The organism is Salmonella sp. SJTUF14076, assembly GCF_015534835.1.
In the GTDB taxonomy this organism is placed as follows: Bacteria; Pseudomonadota; Gammaproteobacteria; order Enterobacterales; family Enterobacteriaceae; genus Salmonella; species Salmonella enterica.
Genome location: NZ_CP064674.1, coordinates 3877853 through 3899536, shown reverse-complemented (window position 1 = coordinate 3899536; position 21684 = coordinate 3877853). Strand labels below are relative to the sequence as shown.

Annotated in this window: 21 protein-coding genes; 14 read left to right on the top strand and 7 right to left on the bottom strand. The window is 54.1% G+C overall.

Going from position 1 to position 21684, the window contains the following annotated elements; all coding sequences use genetic code 11:
* Window positions 1–99: 99 nt before the first annotated feature.
* A complete protein-coding gene (rpsT, locus tag HU143_RS18885) occupies window positions 100–363 on the bottom strand; it encodes a 30S ribosomal protein S20 (protein ID WP_001518655.1) in 264 nt (87 codons plus the stop codon).
* A 105-nt stretch (window positions 364–468) separates the two neighbouring features.
* Between rpsT and HU143_RS18880 the strand changes: the two genes are divergently transcribed.
* From HU143_RS18880 to rihC, 8 genes are all read left to right on the top strand, one after another.
* The gene (locus HU143_RS18880; protein WP_001575565.1) at window positions 469–684 is read left to right on the top strand and encodes a YaaY family protein; all 216 of its coding nucleotides are present in this window, start codon (window positions 469–471) and stop codon (window positions 682–684) included.
* Window positions 685–691: 7 nt separating this feature from the next.
* Window positions 692–1630 (top strand): bifunctional riboflavin kinase/FAD synthetase, encoded by a 939-nt coding sequence (ribF, locus tag HU143_RS18875; RefSeq protein ID WP_000767318.1) that lies wholly within the window; start codon window positions 692–694, stop codon window positions 1628–1630.
* Window positions 1631–1674: 44 nt separating this feature from the next.
* Window positions 1675–4509 (top strand): isoleucine--tRNA ligase, encoded by a 2835-nt coding sequence (gene ileS, locus HU143_RS18870; protein WP_001674865.1) that lies wholly within the window; start codon window positions 1675–1677, stop codon window positions 4507–4509.
* The gene (gene lspA / locus HU143_RS18865) at window positions 4509–5009 is read left to right on the top strand and encodes a signal peptidase II (RefSeq protein ID WP_000042736.1); all 501 of its coding nucleotides are present in this window, start codon (window positions 4509–4511) and stop codon (window positions 5007–5009) included. Before ileS ends, lspA begins: the two co-directional genes overlap by 1 nt.
* A gap of 154 nt (window positions 5010–5163) precedes the next feature.
* Complete coding sequence (fkpB, locus tag HU143_RS18860) at window positions 5164–5613, top strand: FKBP-type peptidyl-prolyl cis-trans isomerase (RefSeq protein ID WP_000047269.1); 450 nt, start codon at window positions 5164–5166, stop codon at window positions 5611–5613.
* Window positions 5614–5615: 2 nt separating this feature from the next.
* On the top strand, window positions 5616–6566 hold the full coding sequence (gene ispH / locus HU143_RS18855) for a 4-hydroxy-3-methylbut-2-enyl diphosphate reductase (protein WP_001166422.1): 951 nt from the start codon (window positions 5616–5618) through the stop codon (window positions 6564–6566).
* Between the two features lie 199 nt (window positions 6567–6765).
* Entirely contained in the window at window positions 6766–7968 is a 1203-nt protein-coding gene (locus HU143_RS18850; protein WP_023226872.1) for an XAC2610-related protein, read from the top strand.
* A gap of 15 nt (window positions 7969–7983) precedes the next feature.
* Window positions 7984–8904, top strand: coding sequence for a ribonucleoside hydrolase RihC (rihC, locus tag HU143_RS18845; RefSeq protein WP_023226871.1), 921 nt, complete (start codon window positions 7984–7986; stop codon window positions 8902–8904).
* Window positions 8905–8925: 21 nt separating this feature from the next.
* Here rihC and HU143_RS18840 read toward each other — a convergent pair whose 3' ends face one another.
* From HU143_RS18840 to citS, 6 genes are all read right to left on the bottom strand, one after another.
* Complete coding sequence (locus tag HU143_RS18840) at window positions 8926–9612, bottom strand: response regulator (RefSeq protein ID WP_000377415.1); 687 nt, start codon at window positions 9610–9612, stop codon at window positions 8926–8928.
* 1 nt (window position 9613) lies between these two features.
* Window positions 9614–11233: an ATP-binding protein gene (locus HU143_RS18835; protein ID WP_023194337.1), complete on the bottom strand. Its 1620-nt coding sequence runs from the start codon at window positions 11231–11233 to the stop codon at window positions 9614–9616.
* Window positions 11234–11367: 134 nt separating this feature from the next.
* Entirely contained in the window at window positions 11368–12669 is a 1302-nt protein-coding gene (locus tag HU143_RS18830) for an oxalacetate decarboxylase subunit beta (protein ID WP_064441820.1), read from the bottom strand.
* A gap of 15 nt (window positions 12670–12684) precedes the next feature.
* Window positions 12685–14454, bottom strand: a complete 1770-nt coding sequence (oadA, locus tag HU143_RS18825) for a sodium-extruding oxaloacetate decarboxylase subunit alpha (protein ID WP_023227668.1) — start codon at window positions 14452–14454, stop codon at window positions 12685–12687.
* Between the two features lie 15 nt (window positions 14455–14469).
* Window positions 14470–14709 (bottom strand): oxaloacetate decarboxylase subunit gamma, encoded by a 240-nt coding sequence (locus HU143_RS18820; protein ID WP_001001155.1) that lies wholly within the window; start codon window positions 14707–14709, stop codon window positions 14470–14472.
* Window positions 14710–14867: 158 nt separating this feature from the next.
* The gene (citS, locus tag HU143_RS18815; RefSeq protein ID WP_000183596.1) at window positions 14868–16208 is read right to left on the bottom strand and encodes a citrate/sodium symporter CitS; all 1341 of its coding nucleotides are present in this window, start codon (window positions 16206–16208) and stop codon (window positions 14868–14870) included.
* Window positions 16209–16452: 244 nt separating this feature from the next.
* Here citS and citC point away from each other — a divergent pair, with 244 nt between their 5' ends.
* From citC to citG, 6 genes are read left to right on the top strand one after another with little or no spacing between them, the layout of a single operon-like run.
* Window positions 16453–17496: a [citrate (pro-3S)-lyase] ligase gene (gene citC / locus HU143_RS18810; protein WP_072162115.1), complete on the top strand. Its 1044-nt coding sequence runs from the start codon at window positions 16453–16455 to the stop codon at window positions 17494–17496.
* 29 nt (window positions 17497–17525) lie between these two features.
* Window positions 17526–17819: a citrate lyase acyl carrier protein gene (citD, locus tag HU143_RS18805; RefSeq protein WP_023227666.1), complete on the top strand. Its 294-nt coding sequence runs from the start codon at window positions 17526–17528 to the stop codon at window positions 17817–17819.
* The gene (citE, locus tag HU143_RS18800) at window positions 17816–18685 is read left to right on the top strand and encodes a citrate (pro-3S)-lyase subunit beta (RefSeq protein ID WP_023227665.1); all 870 of its coding nucleotides are present in this window, start codon (window positions 17816–17818) and stop codon (window positions 18683–18685) included. Before citD ends, citE begins: the two co-directional genes overlap by 4 nt.
* A gap of 10 nt (window positions 18686–18695) precedes the next feature.
* Window positions 18696–20216 (top strand): citrate lyase subunit alpha, encoded by a 1521-nt coding sequence (gene citF, locus HU143_RS18795; protein WP_000665574.1) that lies wholly within the window; start codon window positions 18696–18698, stop codon window positions 20214–20216.
* The gene (gene citX / locus HU143_RS18790; RefSeq protein WP_000679039.1) at window positions 20216–20767 is read left to right on the top strand and encodes a citrate lyase holo-[acyl-carrier protein] synthase; all 552 of its coding nucleotides are present in this window, start codon (window positions 20216–20218) and stop codon (window positions 20765–20767) included. Before citF ends, citX begins: the two co-directional genes overlap by 1 nt.
* Window positions 20745–21653 (top strand): triphosphoribosyl-dephospho-CoA synthase CitG, encoded by a 909-nt coding sequence (citG, locus tag HU143_RS18785; RefSeq protein WP_001103238.1) that lies wholly within the window; start codon window positions 20745–20747, stop codon window positions 21651–21653. Before citX ends, citG begins: the two co-directional genes overlap by 23 nt.
* The last annotated feature ends 31 nt before the right edge of the window (window positions 21654–21684 follow it).

Here is a 21684-nt window from a genome sequence, read left to right as displayed (position 1 = left end):
AGGTCAGCGCCAGCGGTTGACGAGCAAAACGGCAGATAGCAGGCATAAAAAAACCCGCTTTACGCGGGTTTTTCTACAAAGCTGATAACAAGCAGGCGATTAAGCCAGTTTGTTGATCTGTGCAGTCAGGTTAGCTTTATGACGTGCAGCTTTGTTTTTGTGGATCAGACCTTTAGCAGCCTGACGGTCCACGATCGGTTGCATTTCGTTAAATGCTTTCAGTGCAGCAGCTTTGTCGCCAGCTTCGATAGCTGCGTATACTTTCTTGATGAAAGTACGCATCATAGAGCGACGGCTTGCGTTGTGCTTACGAGCCTTTTCAGACTGAACGGCGCGCTTCTTAGCTGATTTGATATTAGCCAAGGTCCAACTCCCAAATGTGTTCTATATGGACAATTCAAAGGCCGAGGAATATGCCCTTTTAGCCTTCTTTTGTCAATGGATTTGTGCAAATAAGCGCCGTTTAAATTGCAGCACTCGTTGCGTAGTGATGGCGCAGGATTCTACCAGCTTGCGTGCTGTGAATACAGCCTTTCCATGAGAAAAATTGCATTAAGCGGCGGGTTTTGGGGCGGAGTTTGCCGCATGGCGATGAAAAGCATCTTCTTTATGTTTCATCAGGGCAATCGTCGGTTAACCTTGACCGCTGTACAAGGTATACTCTTGCGATTTTCACTGTTTTGAGTCAGACATGAAGCTGATACGCGGCATACATAATCTCAGTCAGGCCCCGCATGGGTGTGTGCTGACCATTGGTAATTTCGACGGCGTACATCGGGGGCATCGCGCTCTACTGCAGGGTTTGCAGGAAGAAGGACGCAGACGCGGTCTGCCGGTGGTGGTCATGATTTTCGAACCGCAGCCGCAGGAGCTGTTCGCGACGGATAAAGCGCCCGCCCGCCTGACGCGCCTGCGTGAAAAACTGCATTACCTTGCGCAGTGCGGCGTGGACTATGTGCTGTGCGTGAAATTCGATCGCCGCTTTGCCGCTTTGACGGCGCAAACGTTTATCAGCGAACTGCTGGTGGAGCGACTTGGCGTGCAATTTCTTGCCGTCGGCGATGATTTCCGCTTTGGTGCTAGCCGTGCGGGCGATTTCTTGTTATTACAGAAGGCGGGGGTGGAGTATGGTTTTGCGGTTTCCAGCACCCAAACCTTTTGTGAAGGCGGCGTGCGTATCAGTAGTACCGCAGTGAGACAGGCGCTGGCGGAAGATAACCTGGCGCTTGCCGAAAGTCTGCTGGGACATCCCTTTACTATTTCCGGGCGTGTCGTTCATGGCGACGAGCTGGGACGTACCATTGGCTTCCCGACGGCGAACTTACCGCTGCGCCGTCAGGTCTCCCCGGTCAAAGGGGTCTATGCGGTGGAAGTCACCGGGCTTGGCGATAAGCCGTTACCCGGCGTAGCGAACATTGGCACTCGTCCAACGGTGGCTGGCGTGCGTCAACAACTGGAAGTGCATCTGCTGGACGTTGTAATGGACCTCTACGGTCGCCATATAGATGTAATACTGCGTAAAAAGATACGTAATGAGCAGCGATTTGCGTCGCTTGATGAGCTAAAAGCGCAAATCGCACGCGATGAGTTAACGGCCCGCAAGTTTTTTGGGCTAGCCGGGCAGGTGTAACCCTGACGGTGTTTATCAAACCGAAATACGGAACCGAGAATCTGATGAGTGACTATAAATCGACCCTGAATTTGCCGGAAACAGGGTTCCCGATGCGCGGCGACCTCGCTAAGCGTGAACCGGGAATGCTGGCGCGTTGGACCGATGATGATCTGTACGGCATCATTCGTGCGGCCAAAAAAGGCAAAAAAACCTTCATTCTGCATGATGGCCCTCCATATGCGAATGGCAGCATTCATATTGGTCACTCAGTTAACAAGATTCTGAAAGACATTATCGTGAAGTCCAAAGGGCTGTCGGGATTTGACTCGCCTTACGTGCCGGGCTGGGACTGTCACGGTCTGCCTATCGAGCTGAAAGTCGAGCAGGAGTTCGGTAAGCCGGGCGAGAAATTCACTGCCGCCGAATTCCGCGCCAAGTGCCGCGAATATGCCGCTACGCAGGTTGACGGCCAGCGTAAAGACTTCATTCGTCTGGGCGTGTTGGGCGACTGGTCGCATCCGTACCTGACCATGGACTTCAAAACCGAAGCCAACATCATCCGCGCGCTGGGCAGAATTATCAAAAACGGTCATCTGCACAAAGGCGCTAAGCCGGTGCACTGGTGCGTTGACTGCCGTTCCGCGCTGGCGGAAGCGGAAGTTGAATATTACGACAAAACTTCACCGTCTATCGACGTGGCGTTCCGCGCCGTCGATCAGGATGCGGTGAAAGCGAAGTTCGGTCTGCCGGGCGTGAGCGGCCCTGTGTCGCTGGTTATCTGGACCACCACGCCGTGGACACTACCGGCTAACCGCGCCATCTCCCTGGCGCCGGACTTTGATTATGCGCTGGTGCAGATTGACGGCCAGGCGGTGATTCTGGCGAAAGATCTGGTTGAAAGCGTCATGCAGCGTATTGGCGCGGCTGAATACACCATTCTCGGCACCGTTAAAGGCGCGGAGCTGGAACTGCTGCGCTTTACCCATCCGTTTATGGGCTTTGACGTGCCGGCGATCCTCGGCGATCACGTCACCCTGGACGCCGGTACCGGCGCGGTACATACCGCCCCTGGTCACGGCCCGGATGACTACGTGATCGGTCAAAAGTATGGCCTGGAAACCGCTAACCCGGTTGGGCCGGACGGCGCTTACCTGCCAGGCACATATCCAACGCTTGACGGTGTTAACGTCTTCAAAGCGAACGATATCGTTATTGAACTGCTGAAAGAAAAAGGCGCGCTACTGCATGTCGAAAAAATGCAGCACAGCTATCCGTGCTGTTGGCGTCACAAAACGCCGATCATTTTCCGCGCGACCCCGCAGTGGTTCGTCAGCATGGATAAAGAAGGGCTTCGTCAACAGTCGCTGAAAGAGATCAAAGGCGTTCAGTGGATCCCGGACTGGGGTCAGGCGCGTATTGAATCAATGGTCGCTAACCGTCCTGACTGGTGTATCTCACGTCAGCGTACCTGGGGCGTACCGATGTCGCTGTTCGTGCATAAAGAAACGCAGGAGCTGCTGCCGATTGAGCGTACTCTGGCGGCGATGGAAGAGGTAGCGAAACGCGTCGAAGTTGACGGTATCCAGGCGTGGTGGGATCTCGACCCGAAAGAGATCCTCGGCGAAGATGCTGATCAATACGAGAAAGTTCCGGATACGTTGGACGTTTGGTTTGATTCCGGTTCCACCAGTTACTCCGTGGTTGATGCACGTCCGGAATTCGCCGGTCATGCTGCCGATATGTATCTGGAAGGGTCTGACCAGCATCGCGGCTGGTTTATGTCCTCCCTGATGATTAGCGTGGCGATGAAAGGCAAAGCGCCATACCGCCAGGTACTGACTCACGGCTTCACCGTCGATGGTCAGGGGCGCAAGATGTCCAAGTCCATCGGTAACACCGTGTCGCCGCAGGATGTGATGAATAAACTGGGCGCGGATATCCTGCGTCTGTGGGTAGCGTCTACTGACTATACCGGCGAAATGGCGGTCTCTGACGAAATCCTGAAACGTGCTGCCGACAGCTATCGCCGTATCCGTAATACCGCGCGCTTCCTGCTGGCGAACCTTAATGGCTTCAATCCGGCCACCGATATGGTCAAACCGGAAGAGATGGTGGTGCTGGACAGGTGGGCGGTGGGCTGCGCGAAAACGGCGCAGCAAGAGATTCTGAAGGCATACGAAGCTTACGACTTCCATGAAGTGGTACAGCGCCTGATGCGCTTCTGCTCCGTTGAAATGGGTTCGTTCTACCTCGACATCATCAAAGACCGCCAGTACACCGCGAAGGCTGATAGCGTCGCGCGTCGTAGCTGCCAGACTGCGCTGTATCATATCGCAGAAGCGCTGGTTCGCTGGATGGCGCCGATCATGTCCTTCACGGCTGATGAAATCTGGGGCTACCTGCCGGGCGAGCGTGAAAAATATGTCTTCACCGGCGAATGGTACGACGGGTTGTTTGGCCTGGAAGAGAATGAAGAATTTAATGACGCATTCTGGGACGATGTCCGCTATATCAAGGACCAGGTCAACAAAGAGTTGGAAAATCAGAAAGCCAATGGCATCAAATCGAACCTGGAAGCAAAAGTGACGCTGAAATATGCTGACGATGCTAACGGTACGATCAAGAAGCTGAAACTGTTGGGTGAAGAGGTCAGATTTATCTTCATTACTTCCCAGTTCGTGATTTCTGAGCAAGCGGGGGGTATTGATGATGAAAATATTCAGTACAATGCTGGTAATACGACAGTTCAGGCAGTGGTAACGCGTGCCGAGGGTGATAAGTGTCCGCGCTGCTGGCACTACACTACTGATGTCGGCAAGGTGGCGGAACATGCAGATATCTGCGGACGCTGTGTCAGCAACATCGCCGGTAATGGCGAACAACGTAAATTTGCCTGATGAGTAAACCACTCTGTTCAACAGGACTACGCTGGCTATGGCTGGTAGTAGTCGTGCTGATTATCGATTTGGGCAGCAAATACCTGATCCTCCAGAATTTCGCTCTGGGGGATACGGTAGGGCTGTTCCCGTCGCTTAATCTGCATTATGCGCGTAACTACGGCGCGGCTTTTAGCTTCCTGGCGGATAGCGGCGGCTGGCAGCGCTGGTTCTTTGCCGGGATTGCGATAGGGATCTGCGTAATTCTTTTGGTGATGATGTATCGCTCGAAAGCGACGCAGAAGCTGAATAACATCGCTTATGCGTTAATCATCGGCGGCGCGCTGGGTAACCTGTTCGACCGCCTGTGGCACGGCTTTGTTGTCGATATGATCGATTTTTACGTCGGCGACTGGCATTTCGCGACGTTCAACCTTGCCGATAGCGCGATCTGTATCGGCGCGGCGCTGATTGTACTGGAAGGCTTTTTGCCGAAGCCGACAGCGAAAGAACAGGCATAAGCGTAAATACCGGGTGGCGCTTATCCGGTTTTGTAGGCCTGATAAGCGCAGCGCCATCAGGCAAACGTGGTGTCGGATGGCGGTGAAAACACCTTATCCGGCCTACGGTTTTATCGTTCTTTGTGCCTCCGGGCAAAACACGTGAGCAATTTGCATGTCTAAATCCGTACAGAGCAACAGCGCGATCCTCGTTCACTTCACCCTGAAACTGGATGATGGCTCAACGGCGGAATCTACCCGCAATAACGGCAAGCCAGCCCTGTTCCGTCTTGGCGATACCTCGCTTTCCGAAGGTCTGGAGCAGCAGCTTCTGGGGTTGAAAGAAGGGGAAAAGAAAGCGTTTTCGCTGGAGCCTGACGCCGCGTTTGGCGTCCCCAGTCCGGACTTGATCCAGTATTTCTCGCGCCGTGAGTTTATGGCGGCGGGCGAACCGGAAGTCGGGGCGATTATGCTTTTTACCGCAATGGATGGCAGCGAAATGCCTGGCGTGATTCGCGAAATCAACGGCGACTCGATTACCGTTGATTTTAACCATCCGCTGGCCGGGCATACCGTTCACTTTGATATTGAAGTGCTGGAAATCGATCCGGCGCTGGAGGCATAAACATGCAGATCCTGTTGGCCAACCCACGCGGTTTTTGCGCCGGGGTAGACCGCGCTATCAGCATTGTTGAAAATGCGCTCGCCATTTACGGCGCGCCAATTTACGTTCGGCACGAAGTCGTGCATAACCGCTATGTAGTGGACAGCCTGCGCAAGCGCGGGGCGATCTTTATAGAGCAAATTAGCGAAGTGCCGGATGGCGCCATTCTGATCTTCTCCGCTCATGGGGTTTCCCAGGCGGTGCGTAACGAGGCGAAAAGCCGCGATCTTACCGTTTTTGACGCCACCTGCCCGCTGGTGACGAAAGTCCATATGGAAGTGGCGCGCGCCAGCCGTCGCGGTGAAGAATCTATTCTCATCGGCCACGCCGGGCACCCGGAAGTGGAAGGCACCATGGGTCAGTACAGCAACCCGGAAGGGGGGATGTACCTGGTGGAGTCGCCAGAGGACGTCTGGACGCTGAATGTCAAAAATGAAGGCAAGCTCTCCTTCATGACGCAAACCACGCTTTCCGTGGACGATACGTCCGATGTGATTGATGCGCTGCGTAAACGCTTTCCGAAAATCGTCGGCCCGCGCAAAGACGATATTTGCTATGCCACTACTAATCGTCAGGAAGCGGTGCGGGCGCTGGCGGAGCAGGCTGACGTGGTGCTGGTGGTTGGCTCGAAAAACTCTTCTAACTCTAACCGATTGGCGGAACTGGCCCAACGGATGGGAAGAACCGCGTTTCTTATCGACGATGCGGCGGATATCCAGGAGGCGTGGGTGAAAGAAGCCGCCTGCGTCGGCGTCACTGCTGGCGCTTCCGCGCCGGATATTCTGGTGCAGAATGTTATTGCGCGTCTGCGCGAGTTTGGCGGCGGCGAAGCCGTCACGCTTGAGGGGCGCGAAGAAAATATTGTTTTCGAAGTGCCGAAAGAGCTGCGTGTGGATGTTCGTGAGGTCGAATAAGATTTCATAATTCAGAAATCTGCCTGATGACGCTACGTTGACCAGATCTTAAGAATTTCTTTTGATATTCAATGTGCGACAGGAAGAATAAGGCGTAGTCGTCATCCGTTGCTAATGCCCCACCTTTTTGCTATTCATCTGAAAAACCAGCACAATCGTTGCTGGTTTTTTGGTTGTAATGCCTACAGGGATAAGGGAAATGGGCAAAATAAAATATGGATTGCCAACGTTACTCGCCATCGGCTTTTGGATGGACGCAACAAGCGCCACGGTGCTGGAGCTACCTGCCTGGGAGCGAAACTATACCGGGACTATCGCGGGGAAACCGGTAAACGTTAATATCACGCGATTTGGTAACTCTCTTAATGGGTATTACTGCTATGAACCTTGCAATCAGCACAAGGCAGTGATTGTTCTACGCGGCTCACTCCAGGATAAAGAGGTGCATCTTGAAGAACGCGTAAAGGCGCTTTCGGGTTACTGGAATGCGGAAATCTCCAGCAGTGAGATTAAAGGCGAATGGACGTCCGCAGATAAAAAACGACATTTTCCTGTTGCCCTTATCTATTACAAACCTAAAAACTCCCCTGATATTGTGCTGGTCACGAACACGAACGATGCAGGGGGTTACGACCCTTCCAAAGAGATTGATTGCGGCAATACGCCGGCCATTTCGGCGATAAAATTATACCGTGATGGTAAACTCATACAGACCTTAGATACCGCCTCGGTGGGCACTTGTAGCCCGTTTATGCCTCAATGGGGGGATGTCAATTTTGATGGCTACCCGGATCTATCGATTGTAACAGAGTTACTTGCTGGGCCGGATGCTCCAGTACAAACATGGCTCTATGACCCCGCCAAACAGCGTTATGTTGATGCGCCAGCGTCTTATCAGGAAATCACTTCACCAGAGATCGATGCTGAACATAAACAGATTGTCAGCTATTGGCGCGGCGGTTGCTGCAGCCATGGCGTCAATGTGTATCGCTGGAAAGGAAAAACGATTGAACTGATCGATCGCGGTGAAAGCTACTTTCAGCCTGTGATAAGTAAAGGCAAAATGTATAACTGCTACATGACACCTTCCTACGCTGATGGGCGTATTATTTATCCGCTAGTACGTAAAAATGGTCATTTGACGCCGCCTCTTAGCCTTGATGGGACGTGTCAATCTTTTTGGCTAACCGGTAATGTTCGTACCGTGATTCAGGCAGAAAAACCCGGCGCTGAGCCCGAATCGCTTGAGATTCAGTGGCAGGAAAACAAAGCATCGCCAGGGCGTTTTTGCCCATTAGTTCCGTTTATCGAAGGTGATAAGCTAAGTCCGCGTCTGGTGACGGATGACGATGTGCCTGATGCCTGTATCAGTCGCGCTGAGTATGAAGATATAAAACAATAGGTCAGGAGAGCATTAATGACAGCATCCCTACACATTATTCTTGATACCGATCCGGGCATTGATGACGCGGCTGCGATTGCCGCTGCGCTGTTTGCCCCCGAGCTTGATCTGCAACTGATAACCACCGTCGCTGGCAATGTTTCCGTTGAAAAAACGACCCGTAATGCGTTGCAGCTTCTGCATTTCTGGAACAGCGATATCCCACTTGCCCAGGGGGCCGCGACGCCGCTGCTGCGTCCGTTACGCGATGCGGCATACGTCCACGGCGAATCCGGCATGGAAGGCTATGATTTTGTCGACCATCAGCGCCAACCGTTGGCGAAGCCTGCGTTTATCGCTATCCGGGATGTGTTGATGAACGCCCCGGAGCCCATGACATTAGTGGCGATTGGGCCATTGACCAATATTGCGTTGCTACTGATGCACTATCCGGAGTGCGCGTGTAACATTCGCCGTCTGGTGTTGATGGGCGGTTCCGCAGGGCGCGGCAATTTTACGCCTAATGCTGAATTTAACATTGCTGTCGATCCGGAAGCCGCCGCCCACGTATTTCGTAGCGGCATTGAGATTGTGATGTGTGGGCTGGACGTTACAAATCAGGCAATGCTCTCGCCAGATTTTCTGAGTAAACTGCCCGCGCTGAATCGCACCGGTAAGATGTTGCACAGCCTGTTCAACCATTATCGCAGCGGTAGTATGCGCACTGGCGTCCGGATGCACGATCTCTGCGCGATCGCCTGGCTGGTGCGTCCGGAGCTTTTTACCCTGCAATCCTGTTTTGTGGCCGTAGAAACGCAGGGGGAATATACCGCCGGTACCACGGTGGTGGATATTGAAGGGCGTCTGGGGCAGCCCGCCAACGCGCAGGTGGCGCTGGCGCTGGATGTGGACGGTTTTCGTCAGTGGGTGGCTGAGGTGTTTGCCTATGCGCCGTAATTACATGTTGGCGCCATAATCTCATACTTTGCCGCGATAGAGTCTCTCCGGCCTGCCCACTTTCCCGTAGCTGATCTCCGCTTCGAGAAAGTTATTTTTCACGCCTTGTTCCAGATAGCGTCGGGCAGTGGTTTTACTGCTGCCCAGAATTTGCGCCAGAGTGTCTGCTGTATGTACTGCCTGCGGGTCGGCGAATATTTGTCGTACCCGGTTGAAGGTGTTTTCATCAATTCCCCGCAGTCCGCTATTCGGTTCTGCGGTTTGTTCTTTGGCCTGGATATTAAATAAGGCATCAACGTGCGTCTGGTTTGCCTGCTCACTGGAACGTAACGAACTGCGGTAACGGGTGAACCGCTCCAGGGTATGCTGCAGGCGCTGATAATGTACCGGCTTAATCAGATAATCGAATACGCCCATGCGTAAGGCATCGCTGATGGTATCCATATGATTGTCGGCGGTAATGAAAATAATTCGCCCCGTGTAGTTGGTGCTGATGGTATGACGAATTAAATCGATCCCTTTGCCATCGGGTAAAAAATTATCCAATAGAATTAACTGTGGTTGATAGAGGCGTATTTGCTTCTTTGCACTTTCCAGTTTGTCTGCGATGCCGACGATTGAAAACTGGGGAAAAAGCTTGATGGTGTCCACCAGGATTTCCGCTAGCATCGGTTCGTCTTCAACGATGAGTGTCGTAATGCTATCCATGTTATTCTTCTCTGGTAAAAGGGATATAGAGGGTAAAAATGGTGCCAAAAGGATTATTGTTATCGACGATAATGTCGCCATTGGCCTGCTTGACGTAGCTGTGCACCAACCATAATCCAATTCCGTGATCGCCGTTGTTGTGGGTGGTCACTCCACGCTCGAAAATATGCTGGCGGATATTTTCGTCAATACCACATCCCTGATCGGCAACTTCAATAATGACTTCATTACCTTCGCTGTTGATCAGGCACTCAATCTGTCGCGAGCCTTCGCGATTGAGCAGGGTGGCGTTATAGGCGTTGTCCAATAAATTGCCAACAATCGAAATCCATTCATTATGCGAGAGCGATGACGGCAGGTGTTCAACAAAGCTTGAAGGATCGAAAATCAGCTCCAGCCCCAGCTCTTTTGCCCGATAATATTTACCGATTAATAGCCCCGCAAGGTGGTGGTCGCGGAAATTATGGGAAATAAAATCGAGTACTTTTTGGTGGCTTTCCGACTGCTGCTGAATCAGCGCCAGCGCATTATCGTAGCGCTTCAGGAACAGCAGTCCGGCAATGGTGGAAATAAGGTTGCGATGCTCATGCTGCACGGCGCGCAGGTTATCGGCGTATTGCCGCACCTGACTTAACTGCAGGCTGAGTGTATTGATATCGTCTTTGTTGCGAAAGCTAATAACCCAGCCCTGAGGCTGGTTGTCAATAATGACCGCCATGCGACTGGCGATGACTTTCATTTGGTTAAAGGTGACGATCTCATCTTTTTTGTTTTTTTGCGGCGCATCGTAAAAGAAGGCCTCCGGCAACACGACATGGTGGATTGCATAGCCAATGAGTTCAGACTCCGGTTGGCTCAGATTCAGTAAGCGGCGAGCCGTTTGGTTAATGGCGGTAATACGGTGATGGGAGTCAATGGCGATCAACCCTTCAAATACCGACTCAAACAACACGCTTTGCTGAATTAATAGTTGTGAAAGCTGCTGCGGCTCCATGTTAAGCATCTGCTTTTTAATATGCAGCGAGAAGCGGCGGGCACAGTACAACAGTACCAGCAGCAGTAACGCCATCGGGAACAGCAACGAGCTGATTTGTAAGTTAAGCCAGCTCTCCAACTGTTCCAGAGTATAGCCGACGGAAACAATACCGATGACTTTACCGGTACTGTCCTGAATCGGGGATTTACCACGTAGGGAAGAGCCTAATGAACCTTTGCGCACCGATACGTAGCTTTTAGCGTTATACAGCGCGTCGTCGCTATCGCCGCCCTCCATATATTTGCCGATCTCATCCGGGTTGACGTGATACAGTCGCTGACCTTTTTCGTTGCCAACGGTAATGTAAGTCGCATCCGAAAACGAGCGCATTGGGTCAATCAGCGCTTTGATGCGTGACAAATCATGCGCCTCTACGGCTTCAACTAATTCTGGCATAGCGGATATTTGCATTGCCTGAATAAGCGCACGTTGGCCCACCTGATAATGCAGGCGTTCTTTCGTGATATCGGTCAGATACCAGGTGATTGCCAGCATCACGATGGTGGATGTAAACAGGATCAGTAGAAATATCCGGTTTTGAAACGAGCGTCTGGCAAACCAGCGTGTAATTTCCCGTATAAACATATTGGTATTTAAATATTTAATTACGGTATTTTCTTGCATTCGGCATCACCGGAACCTGAACCAGTTCATACTTACTTTTCTTTCAGAAAAAATTTGGATGAAAATGGGATACGACATGCGTATCCCATCCACTATTACATCGCCAGCACGTATTTCAGCATCACGCCCGCCGCAATGGCCGAACCGATAACCCCCGCCACGTTCGGGCCCATCGCGTGCATCAGCAGGAAGTTCTGCGGGTCTGATTCCAGCCCCACTTTGTTCGATACGCGTGCCGCCATCGGCACTGCCGACACCCCCGCCGAACCGATAAGCGGGTTGATTTTGTTCTTACTGCACAGGTTCAGCAGCTTCGCCATCAGCACCCCGGCCGCCGTCCCAATCCCGAACGCAATCACCCCCAGCAGCAGAATGCCCAGCGTCTGCGGCTGCAGGAACTTATCCGCGACCAGCTTGGCGCCCACCGACAGCCCGAGGAAGATGGTCACGATATTAATCAGCCCGTTCTGCACCGTGTCGCTCAGACGCTCCACCACGCCGCTTTCACGCATCAGGTTGCCAAAGCAGAACATCCCCAGCAGCGGCGCGGCGTCCGGCAGCAGCAGCGCCACCAGCATGAGCAACACCACCGGGAAGAGGATTTTTTCCCGCTTACTCACCGTGCGCAGCTGCACCATGCGGATTTTCCGCTCTTTCTCGCTGGTCAGCGCGCGCATAATCGGCGGCTGGATTAACGGCACCAGCGCCATATACGAGTACGCCGCCACCGCAATGGCCCCCAGCAGCTCCGGCGCCAGCTTGCCCGACAGATAAATCGCCGTCGGGCCGTCCGCGCCGCCGATAATGCCGATGGCCGCCGCCTGCGGCAGGGTGAAGGCAATCAGGCCGAAGTAGTTCAGCGTCAGCGCCCCCAGCACGGTGGCGAAGATGCCGAACTGCGCCGCCGCGCCGAGCAGCAGGGTGCGCGGATTCGCCAGCAGCGGGCCGAAGTCGGTCATCGCGCCCACGCCCATAAAGATGACCAGCGGCGCGACACCGGAGCCAATCGCCACTTTATAGAACAGCGCCAGCACCCCCGGCGTGTAGCCCATGTCCACCGCCAGGTTCTCCATCTGGCTCTGCACCGACGGCAGCGCCAGCGCTAATGCCTCTTTAATGGCGTGCACGTCCGGCGCGCAGTTCAGCTTCGCGGCAATCACCGCCAGCTGCCCGGCGTCGTGATGCGCCAGCAGGCTTTCCAGCGCGGTCAGCGCCATACCCGCTTCCGGGATGTTGGAGAGCAGCCCGCCGAAGCCAATCGGCAGCAGCAGCAGCGGCTCGAACTTCTTCGCTATCGCCAGCCACAGCAGCAGCAGGCTCACCAGCAGCATGATGGCCTGGCCTGCGCCAAGGTGCATCAGCCCCATGCCCTGAAGCAGGGCGTTCAGACTTTCCATTTCCGCTCCTCGTCCTTACGCCAGCGTCATCAGGGTGTCGCCGACGGAGACCGCATCGCCGGACTTCACCGCGATACCGCGTACCGTCCCGGCCTGCGCGGCGCGGATTTCGGTTTCCATTTTCATGGCTTCCAGAATCAGCAGCACATCACCTTCGGCCACCGTCTGGCCTTCAGCGGCAATCACCTTCCAGATATTCCCCGCCAGCGGGGCGGTGACCGGGGTGCCGGCGCCCGCCGGGGCGGCTGCCTGAACCGGTGCGGAAGACGGGGTGGCAGCAGTGAGCTGGCTGATATCGCCACCGTCGCTGACCTTCACCACAAAGGCTTTGCCTTCCACTTCCACGGTGTAGATACCGGAAGCTGCAGGCTTCTCTGCTTTTGCCACCGGCTGCGCGGCTTCCGCCTGCGGTACCGGCTCAAACGCCGCCGGGTTATGGCGGTTCTCAAGGAATTTGAGGCCGATTTGCGGGAACAGCGCCACGGTGAGCACGTCGTCGATGGCGTTTCCCGCAAGCTGAATGCCCTTCTCCTGCGCCTGGCGCCTGACGTCCGCTTCCAGTTCAGCCAGTTCCGGTTTGAGTAAATCCGCCGGACGGCAGGTTACCGGAGCGCTCCCTTCCAGCACGCGGGCCTGTAGCGCGGCGTTAACCGGCACCGGGGTGTGGCCGTATTCGCCTTTCAGAATGCCGGCGGTTTCTTTGGCGATGGTTTTGTAGCGTTCGCCGGTCAGGACGTTGAGCACCGCCTGGGTGCCGACAATCTGCGAGGTCGGGGTCACCAGCGGGATAAAGCCGAGGTCCTCGCGCACGCGGGGGATTTCCGCCAGCACCTGGTCGAGTTTGTCCGCCGCGTTCTGCTGCTTCAGCTGGCTTTCGAGGTTAGTGAGCATTCCGCCCGGCACCTGCGCCACAAGGATGCGGCTGTCGTAGCCTTTCAGCTGGCCTTCAAAGGCGTGGTACTTTTTGCGCACCTCGCGGAAGTACGCGGCGATATTTTCCAGCTTCAGGATATCCAGCCCGGTGTCGTGCTCAGTACCTGCCAACGTCGCCACCAGCGCTTCGGTGGCCGGGTGGCCGTAGGTGGCGCTCATGGAGGAAATCGCCGTGTCCACGCCGTCGACGCCCGCTTCGATGGCTTTCAGCAGCGCCATTTCTGCCATGCCGGTGGTGGCATGGCAGTGCAGATGCAGGCGCACCTCAAAACGTTTTTTAATCTCACTAACCAGCTCATACGCCGCCATCGGTGTAAGAATGCCGGACATATCCTTGATGGCAATCGAGTCAACGCCGGTTTCCAGCAGTTGCTCCGTTAAATCCAGCCAGGTCTGCAGGGTGTGCGCCGGGCTGGTGGTGTACGAGAGCGTGCCCTGGGCGTGCGCGCCGTGGCTGCGCACCGCCTGCAGGGCGGCTTTCATATTGCGCGGGTCGTTCATGGCATCGAAGACGCGGAACACGTCCATGCCGTTTTTCACCGCCCGCTCAACGAAGCGCTCCACCACATCATCGGCGTAGTGGCGGTAGCCGAGCAGGTTCTGGCCGCGCAGCAGCATCTGCAACGGGGTTTTGGGCATGGCTTTTTTGAGTTCGCGCAGGCGCAGCCACGGGTCTTCGCCGAGGAAACGGATACAGGCGTCAAAGGTGGCGCCGCCCCAGCACTCCAGCGACCCGTAGCCCACGTCATCAAGCGCGGCGGCAATCGGCAGCATATCGTCAAGGCGCAGGCGGGTGGCGAACAGAGACTGGTGTGCGTCACGCAGGACGACGTCGGTAATGGCAATAGTCATGGATCCCTCCGGGAATTAAGCGTTAAGGCGGTGATGGTGAATGGCGGCGGCAATCACCGGCTTTAAGCGGGTGAAGTCGTCCACGACGGGAACGGCGCGCGGTGCGGGCGCGGCGACGGGTTCCGGGAAGAAGCGAGTAATCACGGCAGACATGCCGCGAATGGCAAAGATCAGCAGGAACAGAAAGCTCAGTACGAACCCCATCCCTAAAAACATCAGGGTGAAACCTTCACCCAGTAATACAGCTTCATTCATGAATCATTTTCCATAATGAGAGGCACGACGGTGGCCTTGACGACAACCTTCCTGGTGAATCCGGCTAAGGAGTAGAGTGGATTTCCCTTGGCCACCTCTGGCTTTGGCCTCTACTTTTCTCCAGGTCGTTTGCGGCAAAGACACCGCCGTGCGTTTTTTTACACCATCATGCTGAACACGATGCTAGCGATAACCAGCACAATACCGCCGCCCAGACGAGAGGAAATTTGTGCATATGAAATGAGGTTCATACGGTTACAGGCGGAGAGCACTTCCAGATCGCCGGAGCCGCCGCGGTTGGCCATACAAAGACCCGCAGTAATGGATGATTCAATCGGGTAGAAGCCAATCAACCAGCCCCCGATAGCTGCGCCAACGACAGCACCGACCACAATGATTGCGGCGATAACGACGTTCGCGAACGTCAGGGCATCGATAATCTCTTGCAGATCGGTGTAGCAAACACCCACACCGACCATCAGCACCCACAGTAGCTGTTTGGAGAAGAAGTCAGAAAGACGTTTCGCCCCGGCTTTAATCTCCGGTGAGCAAAGACCTGATGCGTTCAGCGCAGCAACAATCAGGACCATCCAGGCGAAGTAGTGAATAGAGACGCCGCCGATGCTTGGCAGAATTTTTTTGGCAACGACATAGGCCAGCAGGAAGCAGGTGGTGGATAGCACCATGCCAACCGCCGTTTCACGATGGGTAATCTGACCGGCCTTTTCATCATCTTCGGTTTTGAAGGAAGCCTTACGAACCAATTCACCTTCACCGCTAAGCCAGGTGTATTTTTTGCCTATCATATCGAGGAGGGCGGCGAAAATAATGGCGAAGATATTCGCAATGGTCAGAATAGCAATAGCCGTTGAGTAATACTCTTCGCGAGAACGTCCGGTAACCGAGTGATAAATTTCAGACAGAGGCACGGCGCCCGCGCCGTTACCACCGCCCATAATCGGCAGAACGTACAGCATCATGATACGGTCGACCGGGATACCGAAGCACAGACCAATGACGATACCGAAAAGGGACGCGCCGACAATCCCGGCGAGGATGGTTGGAATATAGCCCAGCAGTGATTTTAATAGCAGCTTACGGTTTACCGACAGGATCGCGCCTGTGATCAACACTGCGATAAACAGGTTAAGGAAGTTGCTTTTATCCATTACGTTGCTGATCGCATCAATTTCTTTCTGCGTAAATATGCCAGCATAGACAAAATAAGCTGCAACCAGAAATATCATAACCGGTGCGCCGCCAATATATTTATTGAAGATCGGTAAACGTTTGCCGATTTCACCAAAAATGGCCCCCATCACAAACATAAGGGCAAAACCACCGACTAAGTCAGTCGGTATAGCGTTATAGAAATGAGACAGTAATAAAGTAATTAATGCAAAAGCATAAAGCGGTAGCGGCATACCAAAGATTTTGAATCTGAGTAAATCGCCAGCCCCCTTTTTCTCCGTCGCCGAAGCCTGGGTCATGTTGGTCATAAACATTTTCCTGTGTATTGATGGGTAACAAGACCCGCGCATACTAATAAATTCAATGAACCATGAGATGTGACTATCTTCACTGAATGGTTGTGTTTTTAATTAATTTAATTATTTTTATTAACTCTGGTTAATTAAGGAAATAAAAACCATAAAGCTTATAAAAGCAAGGGGGAAAGTGTGATGTCTATTCCAGACGAGTAATACAAACGCTGGCGAAATATGCGACGTTATTTGCTGACGGATGCAGAATAGAGTGAATCTAATATTTAAACGCATTTATTTGCAAAAGGATGTATTGCGTCGCGAGTCGGTCGCCATGTTTCTGGAGGGCGTGGGACTCGCCCTGGAAGATGATTGTGAAATCGCGGTATGCGCATATTGGCAGGGTGAGATAGTTGGATGCGGCTCGCTGGCCGGAAACGTACTGAAATGCATCGCCGTTTCCCCGGTTTTACAAGGGGAAGGGCTCAGCCTCAAACTGCTGACTGAGCTGCTTACATTGGCCTACGAGTTAAACCGCAGCGAGCTTTTCCTGTTCACTAAGCCGCAAAATCGGTTGCTGTTTTCTGGCGCGGGGTTTTGGCCCATTGCGCAGGCAGGTGAGCTGGCGGTGTTAATGGAGAACAGCAGTGAACGATTAGCGCGCTTTTGTCGCCAACTGGCGCTTTATCGTCAACCGGGAAAAACGATCGGCGCCATCGTCATGAACGCCAATCCGTTTACATTGGGCCACCGTTATCTGGTGGAGCAAGCAGCGGCAGCCTGTGACTGGCTGCATCTGTTTGTGGTCAAAGAAGATGCTTCATTTTTTTCCTATACCGACCGTTGGGCGCTGATCGAACAAGGAATCGCGGGCATTGACAACGTCACGTTGCATTCCGGCTCCGCTTATATGATCTCGCGTGCGACGTTTCCCGGCTATTTCCTCAAAGAAAAAGGGGTTGTGGACGACTGCCATTGCCAGATCGATCTGCAACTCTTCCGTGAACATCTGGCTCCAGCGCTGGGGATTACCCATCGTTTTGTCGGCAGTGAGCCGTTTTGTCCTCTGACCTGTGCCTATAACCAGCGGATGCACGACATTTTACACGATCCGAAGCGCAGCGGCCTGGTTATTGAGGTCGTCGAGCTGGCGCGGGTGGAGAAAAACGGCATGGCTATTTCCGCCTCTCGCGTCAGAAAACTGTATAGCGAACGTAATTGGCCGGCAATAAGCGCGCTGGTGCCTGCTGGCACCCTGGCATATCTGCAGCGGCATGCCGCCAGACACACTGAAACCATATGACGTAACACCGTTAACAAGGAACATAACTAATGAAAATCATTAAAGATGCCCTGGCAGGCACGCTGGAATCCAGCGATGTGATGATCAGGATTGGTCCATCCAGCGAGCCAGGAATTCGGCTGGAGCTAGAGAGTCTGGTGAAGCAGCAGTTTGGCGCGGCGATTGAGCAGGTGGTTCGGGAAACGCTGGCGAAGCTCGGCGTCGAACACGCGCTGGTTAGCGTCGATGACAAAGGCGCGCTGGAGTGTATTTTACGCGCCCGAGTGCAGGCGGCGGCGTTACGCGCTGCAGAACAAACGGAAATTCAATGGAGTGCGTTATGAGACCACGTCGCAGTATGTTGTTTATCCCCGGCGCAAATGCGGCCATGTTGAGCACCTCGTTTGTCTATGATGCGGACGCGGTGATGTTCGACTTAGAAGACGCCGTAGCATTACGTGAGAAAGATACCGCCCGTCTTTTGGTTCATCACGCGCTTCAACATCCGTTCTATCAGGATGTTGAAAAAGTGGTGCGCATTAATCCACTGAACACGCCGTTCGGTCTGGCCGATCTTGAAGCCGTCGTGCGTGGTGGCGCGGATATCGTGCGTCTGCCGAAAACCGACAGCAAAAACGATGTGCTGGAGCTGGAAGCGCAGATCGAACGGATCGAACGTGAATGCGGACGCGAAGTCGGCAGTACCAGGCTAATGGCGGCGATCGAATCAGCGAAAGGCGTGGTCAATGCCGTCGACATCGCCACCTCCAGCCCGCGCATGGTGGCAATTGCGCTGGCGGCATTTGATTACGTGATGGATATGGGCACCTGCCGGGGCGATGGCACCGAGCTGTTCTACGCCCGCTGCGCAGTGCTGCATGCGGCGCGCGTTGCGGGTATTGCCGCCTATGATGTCGTTTGGTCGGATATCAATAATGAAGAAGGCTTCCTGAAGGAAGTGCAGTTGGCGAAAGGGCTTGGTTTTAACGGTAAGTCCTTAGTGAACCCACGTCAGATTGAGCTGTTACATCAGGCTTATTCTCCGACACGTAAAGAAGTTGAGCATGCGTATGAGGTGATTGCCGCCGCTGAAGAGGCTGAGTCTCGCGGTCTGGGCGTCGTTTCACTCAACGGCAAAATGATTGACGGCCCGATTATCGACCACGCGCGCAAAGTGGTGGCGCTGTCGGCTTCCGGTATTCGTGATTAAGGAAGGAACCATGAAAGAGACTGTAACCATGCTCAACCAGCAATATGTCGTACCGGAAGGATTACAGCCCTACCAGGGGGTAACAGCGAACAGCCCGTGGCTTGCCAGTGAAACGGAAAAGCGTCGGCGTAAAATTTGTGACTCGCTTGAAGAGGCTATCCGTCGTTCCGGGCTTAAAAATGGCATGACGATATCCTTCCACCATGCGTTTCGTGGTGGCGACAAAGTCGTCAATATGGTGATGGCGAAACTGGCGGAAATGGGATTCCGCGATCTGACGCTTGCCTCCAGCTCATTAATTGATGCCCACTGGCCGCTTATCGAACACATTAAAAATGGCGTGGTGCGGCAGATTTACACCTCCGGGCTGCGCGGCAAGTTAGGGGAAGAGATCTCCGCTGGACTGATGGAAAACCCGGTACAGATCCACTCTCACGGCGGCCGCGTAAAACTGATTCAGAGCGGTGAGCTGAATATTGATGTCGCTTTCCTCGGCGTGCCGTGCTGCGATGAATTTGGTAATGCGAACGGCTTTAGCGGCAAGTCACGCTGCGGCTCTTTGGGATATGCGCAGGTTGATGCGCAGTACGCTAAATGTGTGGTGCTCCTGACCGAAGAGTGGGTCGAATTCCCCAATTATCCGGCCAGTATTGCGCAGGATCAGGTTGATTTGATCGTACAGGTGGACGAAGTAGGGGATCCGGAAAAAATCACCGCGGGCGCGATTCGTCTGTCCAGCAACCCGCGTGAACTATTGATCGCCCGGCAGGCGGCCAATGTGATCGAACACTCAGGTTATTTTTGTGATGGTTTCTCGCTGCAAACCGGCACCGGTGGCGCATCTCTGGCGGTCACCCGTTTCCTGGAAGACAAAATGCGTCGCCACAACATTACGGCGAGTTTTGGCCTGGGCGGGATCACCGGCACCATGGTGGATCTGCATGAGAAAGGGTTGATCAAAGCGCTGCTGGATACGCAATCATTCGATGGCGATGCAGCCCGTTCACTGGCGCAGAATCCACATCATATTGAAATCTCAACCAATCAATACGCGAACCCCGCCTCTAAAGGCGCGGCATGCGAACGCCTGAATGTGGTGATGCTGAGCGCGCTGGAAATTGACGTGAATTTCAACGTTAACGTGATGACCGGTTCAAACGGCGTACTGCGTGGCGCATCGGGCGGCCATAGCGATACGGCAGCAGGGGCCGATCTCACCATTATTACCGCACCGCTGGTCCGTGGCCGAATCCCATGCGTGGTGGAAAAAGTGCTGACTACCGTCACGCCTGGGGCAAGTGTTGATGTGCTGGTTACCGACCATGGTATTGCGGTGAATCCTGCGCGTCAGGATCTGCTTGATAACCTGCGTGCTGCGGGCGTGGCGCTGACGACCATCGAACAACTGCAACAGCGCGCCGAGCAACTGACGGGCAAACCGCAGCCGATTGAGTTTACCGATCGGGTGGTGGCTGTGGTGCGTTATCGCGACGGTTCAGTGATTGACGTGATTCGCCAGGTTAAAGGCTGATGAAGGGCACAGACCTGCTGAACCAGGGCCAGGCAGTTACGCTGGAGGAGATGCTACAAGCGCGCGATAAACGTGCCGCCAGGCAGCGTCAGGCGTTGAACTGCTATCGGCTACCGTTGATTTCCCTCACGCTGGTTGCACCGGGCGCCGTTAAAAACTCAGCGGTCTGGCGGCGTGTCGCCGATTACGCAATTGCCGAAATACTGGCGCTTTGCGAACAGAAGGAGTGGGTCAACGTCTGGGAAATGCAGGTAAATGAACGCAGCGGCCCGGAATGGATGGCAGCGGTCTGTGCGCCGGCAATGGCGTTGAAACAGCACATGTCGACACTAGAGATGAGCCATCCGTTAGGGCGGCTTTGGGACATCGACATTATTGATAGCGACGGTAAGTCGCTATCACGCCGTGAACTCGGGCATCCTGCCCGGCCATGTTTGATATGCCAGCAGGATGCTCATCTCTGTGCCCGGGGCAAGCATCACACCCTTGACCTTTTGTTGGATGAAATTGCACGAAGGATTGAATGCTATGAACGTGAGCGTTGTGACTGAACGGCGTACGCCAGCGTACTCATCGCTGGCGGCTGGCGAACTTAATGGGTTGGTTGCAAGAGCGCTGCTGACGGAAGCCAGGCTGACACCAAAACCCGGTCTGGTCGATATTCGTAATTCGGGAGCGCATAGGGATATGGATCTGGCGGCATTTGAACGTAGCACTACCGCCATTGCTCCGTGGATGGAAAAGTTTTTTATCATGGGCAACAACACGGCGGCGCTGGCGGCAGAAAATGTCCTGGTGATGCTGCGTCCGCTGGGGATGGCCTGTGAGAACGATATGCTACAGGCGACCAATGGTGTGAATACCCATCGCGGGGCGATTTTCGCTTTTGGCCTGCTGAGCGCAGCGATTGGCCGACTTCTCGCGCGGGGAGAACCGTTGGAGCAAAATCGTATCTGCGACCAGGTTGCCCGCCTGAGTCGGAATATTGTTGCCCACGAGCTCTCAGCAAAAAAAGCGGGAAAACTGACAAAGAGTGAAACCCATTTCCAGTGTTATGGCCTGTCGGGCGCGCGGGGAGAAGCGGAAAGCGGTTTTCGAACCGTCAGAACGCAGGCTTTGCCGGTGTTTAACCGGGTCGTGCAGGAGCATGACGATACCCATCTTGCCCTACTGCAAACATTGTTGCATCTGATGGCGTGGAATGATGATACCAATCTGGTGTCACGGGGAGGCCTGGAAGGGCTTTACTACGTGCAGCAGCAGGCACAAAAATTGTTGTGGCAAGGGGGCGTATTGGTTGAGGGGGGCATTGAAGCGATGCAGTCCCTCGATGATGAACTCATCCTGCGTAACTTAAGCCCTGGCGGTAGCGCGGATTTACTGGCAGTGACCTGGTTTTTAAGTCATTTTCCTGCCGGTTCCCTCTATCCTGAGTAAGTTTTTCTTCTTTCATTCTCTCCAGCAATGA

Coding starts and splice junctions, on each gene's coding strand:
- ribF (WP_000767318.1), top strand. CDS start 692: ATGAAGCTGATACGCGGCATACATAATCTCAGTCAGGCCCCGCATGGG.
- ileS (WP_001674865.1), top strand. CDS start 1,675: ATGAGTGACTATAAATCGACCCTGAATTTGCCGGAAACAGGGTTCCCG.
- lspA (WP_000042736.1), top strand. CDS start 4,509: ATGAGTAAACCACTCTGTTCAACAGGACTACGCTGGCTATGGCTGGTA.
- fkpB (WP_000047269.1), top strand. CDS start 5,164: ATGTCTAAATCCGTACAGAGCAACAGCGCGATCCTCGTTCACTTCACC.
- ispH (WP_001166422.1), top strand. CDS start 5,616: ATGCAGATCCTGTTGGCCAACCCACGCGGTTTTTGCGCCGGGGTAGAC.
- HU143_RS18850 (WP_023226872.1), top strand. CDS start 6,766: ATGGGCAAAATAAAATATGGATTGCCAACGTTACTCGCCATCGGCTTT.
- rihC (WP_023226871.1), top strand. CDS start 7,984: ATGACAGCATCCCTACACATTATTCTTGATACCGATCCGGGCATTGAT.
- HU143_RS18840 (WP_000377415.1), bottom strand. CDS start 9,612: ATGGATAGCATTACGACACTCATCGTTGAAGACGAACCGATGCTAGCG.
- HU143_RS18835 (WP_023194337.1), bottom strand. CDS start 11,233: ATGTTTATACGGGAAATTACACGCTGGTTTGCCAGACGCTCGTTTCAA.
- HU143_RS18830 (WP_064441820.1), bottom strand. CDS start 12,669: ATGGAAAGTCTGAACGCCCTGCTTCAGGGCATGGGGCTGATGCACCTT.
- oadA (WP_023227668.1), bottom strand. CDS start 14,454: ATGACTATTGCCATTACCGACGTCGTCCTGCGTGACGCACACCAGTCT.
- HU143_RS18820 (WP_001001155.1), bottom strand. CDS start 14,709: ATGAATGAAGCTGTATTACTGGGTGAAGGTTTCACCCTGATGTTTTTA.
- citS (WP_000183596.1), bottom strand. CDS start 16,208: ATGACCAACATGACCCAGGCTTCGGCGACGGAGAAAAAGGGGGCTGGC.
- citC (WP_072162115.1), top strand. CDS start 16,453: ATGCAGAATAGAGTGAATCTAATATTTAAACGCATTTATTTGCAAAAG.
- citD (WP_023227666.1), top strand. CDS start 17,526: ATGAAAATCATTAAAGATGCCCTGGCAGGCACGCTGGAATCCAGCGAT.
- citE (WP_023227665.1), top strand. CDS start 17,816: ATGAGACCACGTCGCAGTATGTTGTTTATCCCCGGCGCAAATGCGGCC.
- citF (WP_000665574.1), top strand. CDS start 18,696: ATGAAAGAGACTGTAACCATGCTCAACCAGCAATATGTCGTACCGGAA.
- citX (WP_000679039.1), top strand. CDS start 20,216: ATGAAGGGCACAGACCTGCTGAACCAGGGCCAGGCAGTTACGCTGGAG.
- citG (WP_001103238.1), top strand. CDS start 20,745: ATGAACGTGAGCGTTGTGACTGAACGGCGTACGCCAGCGTACTCATCG.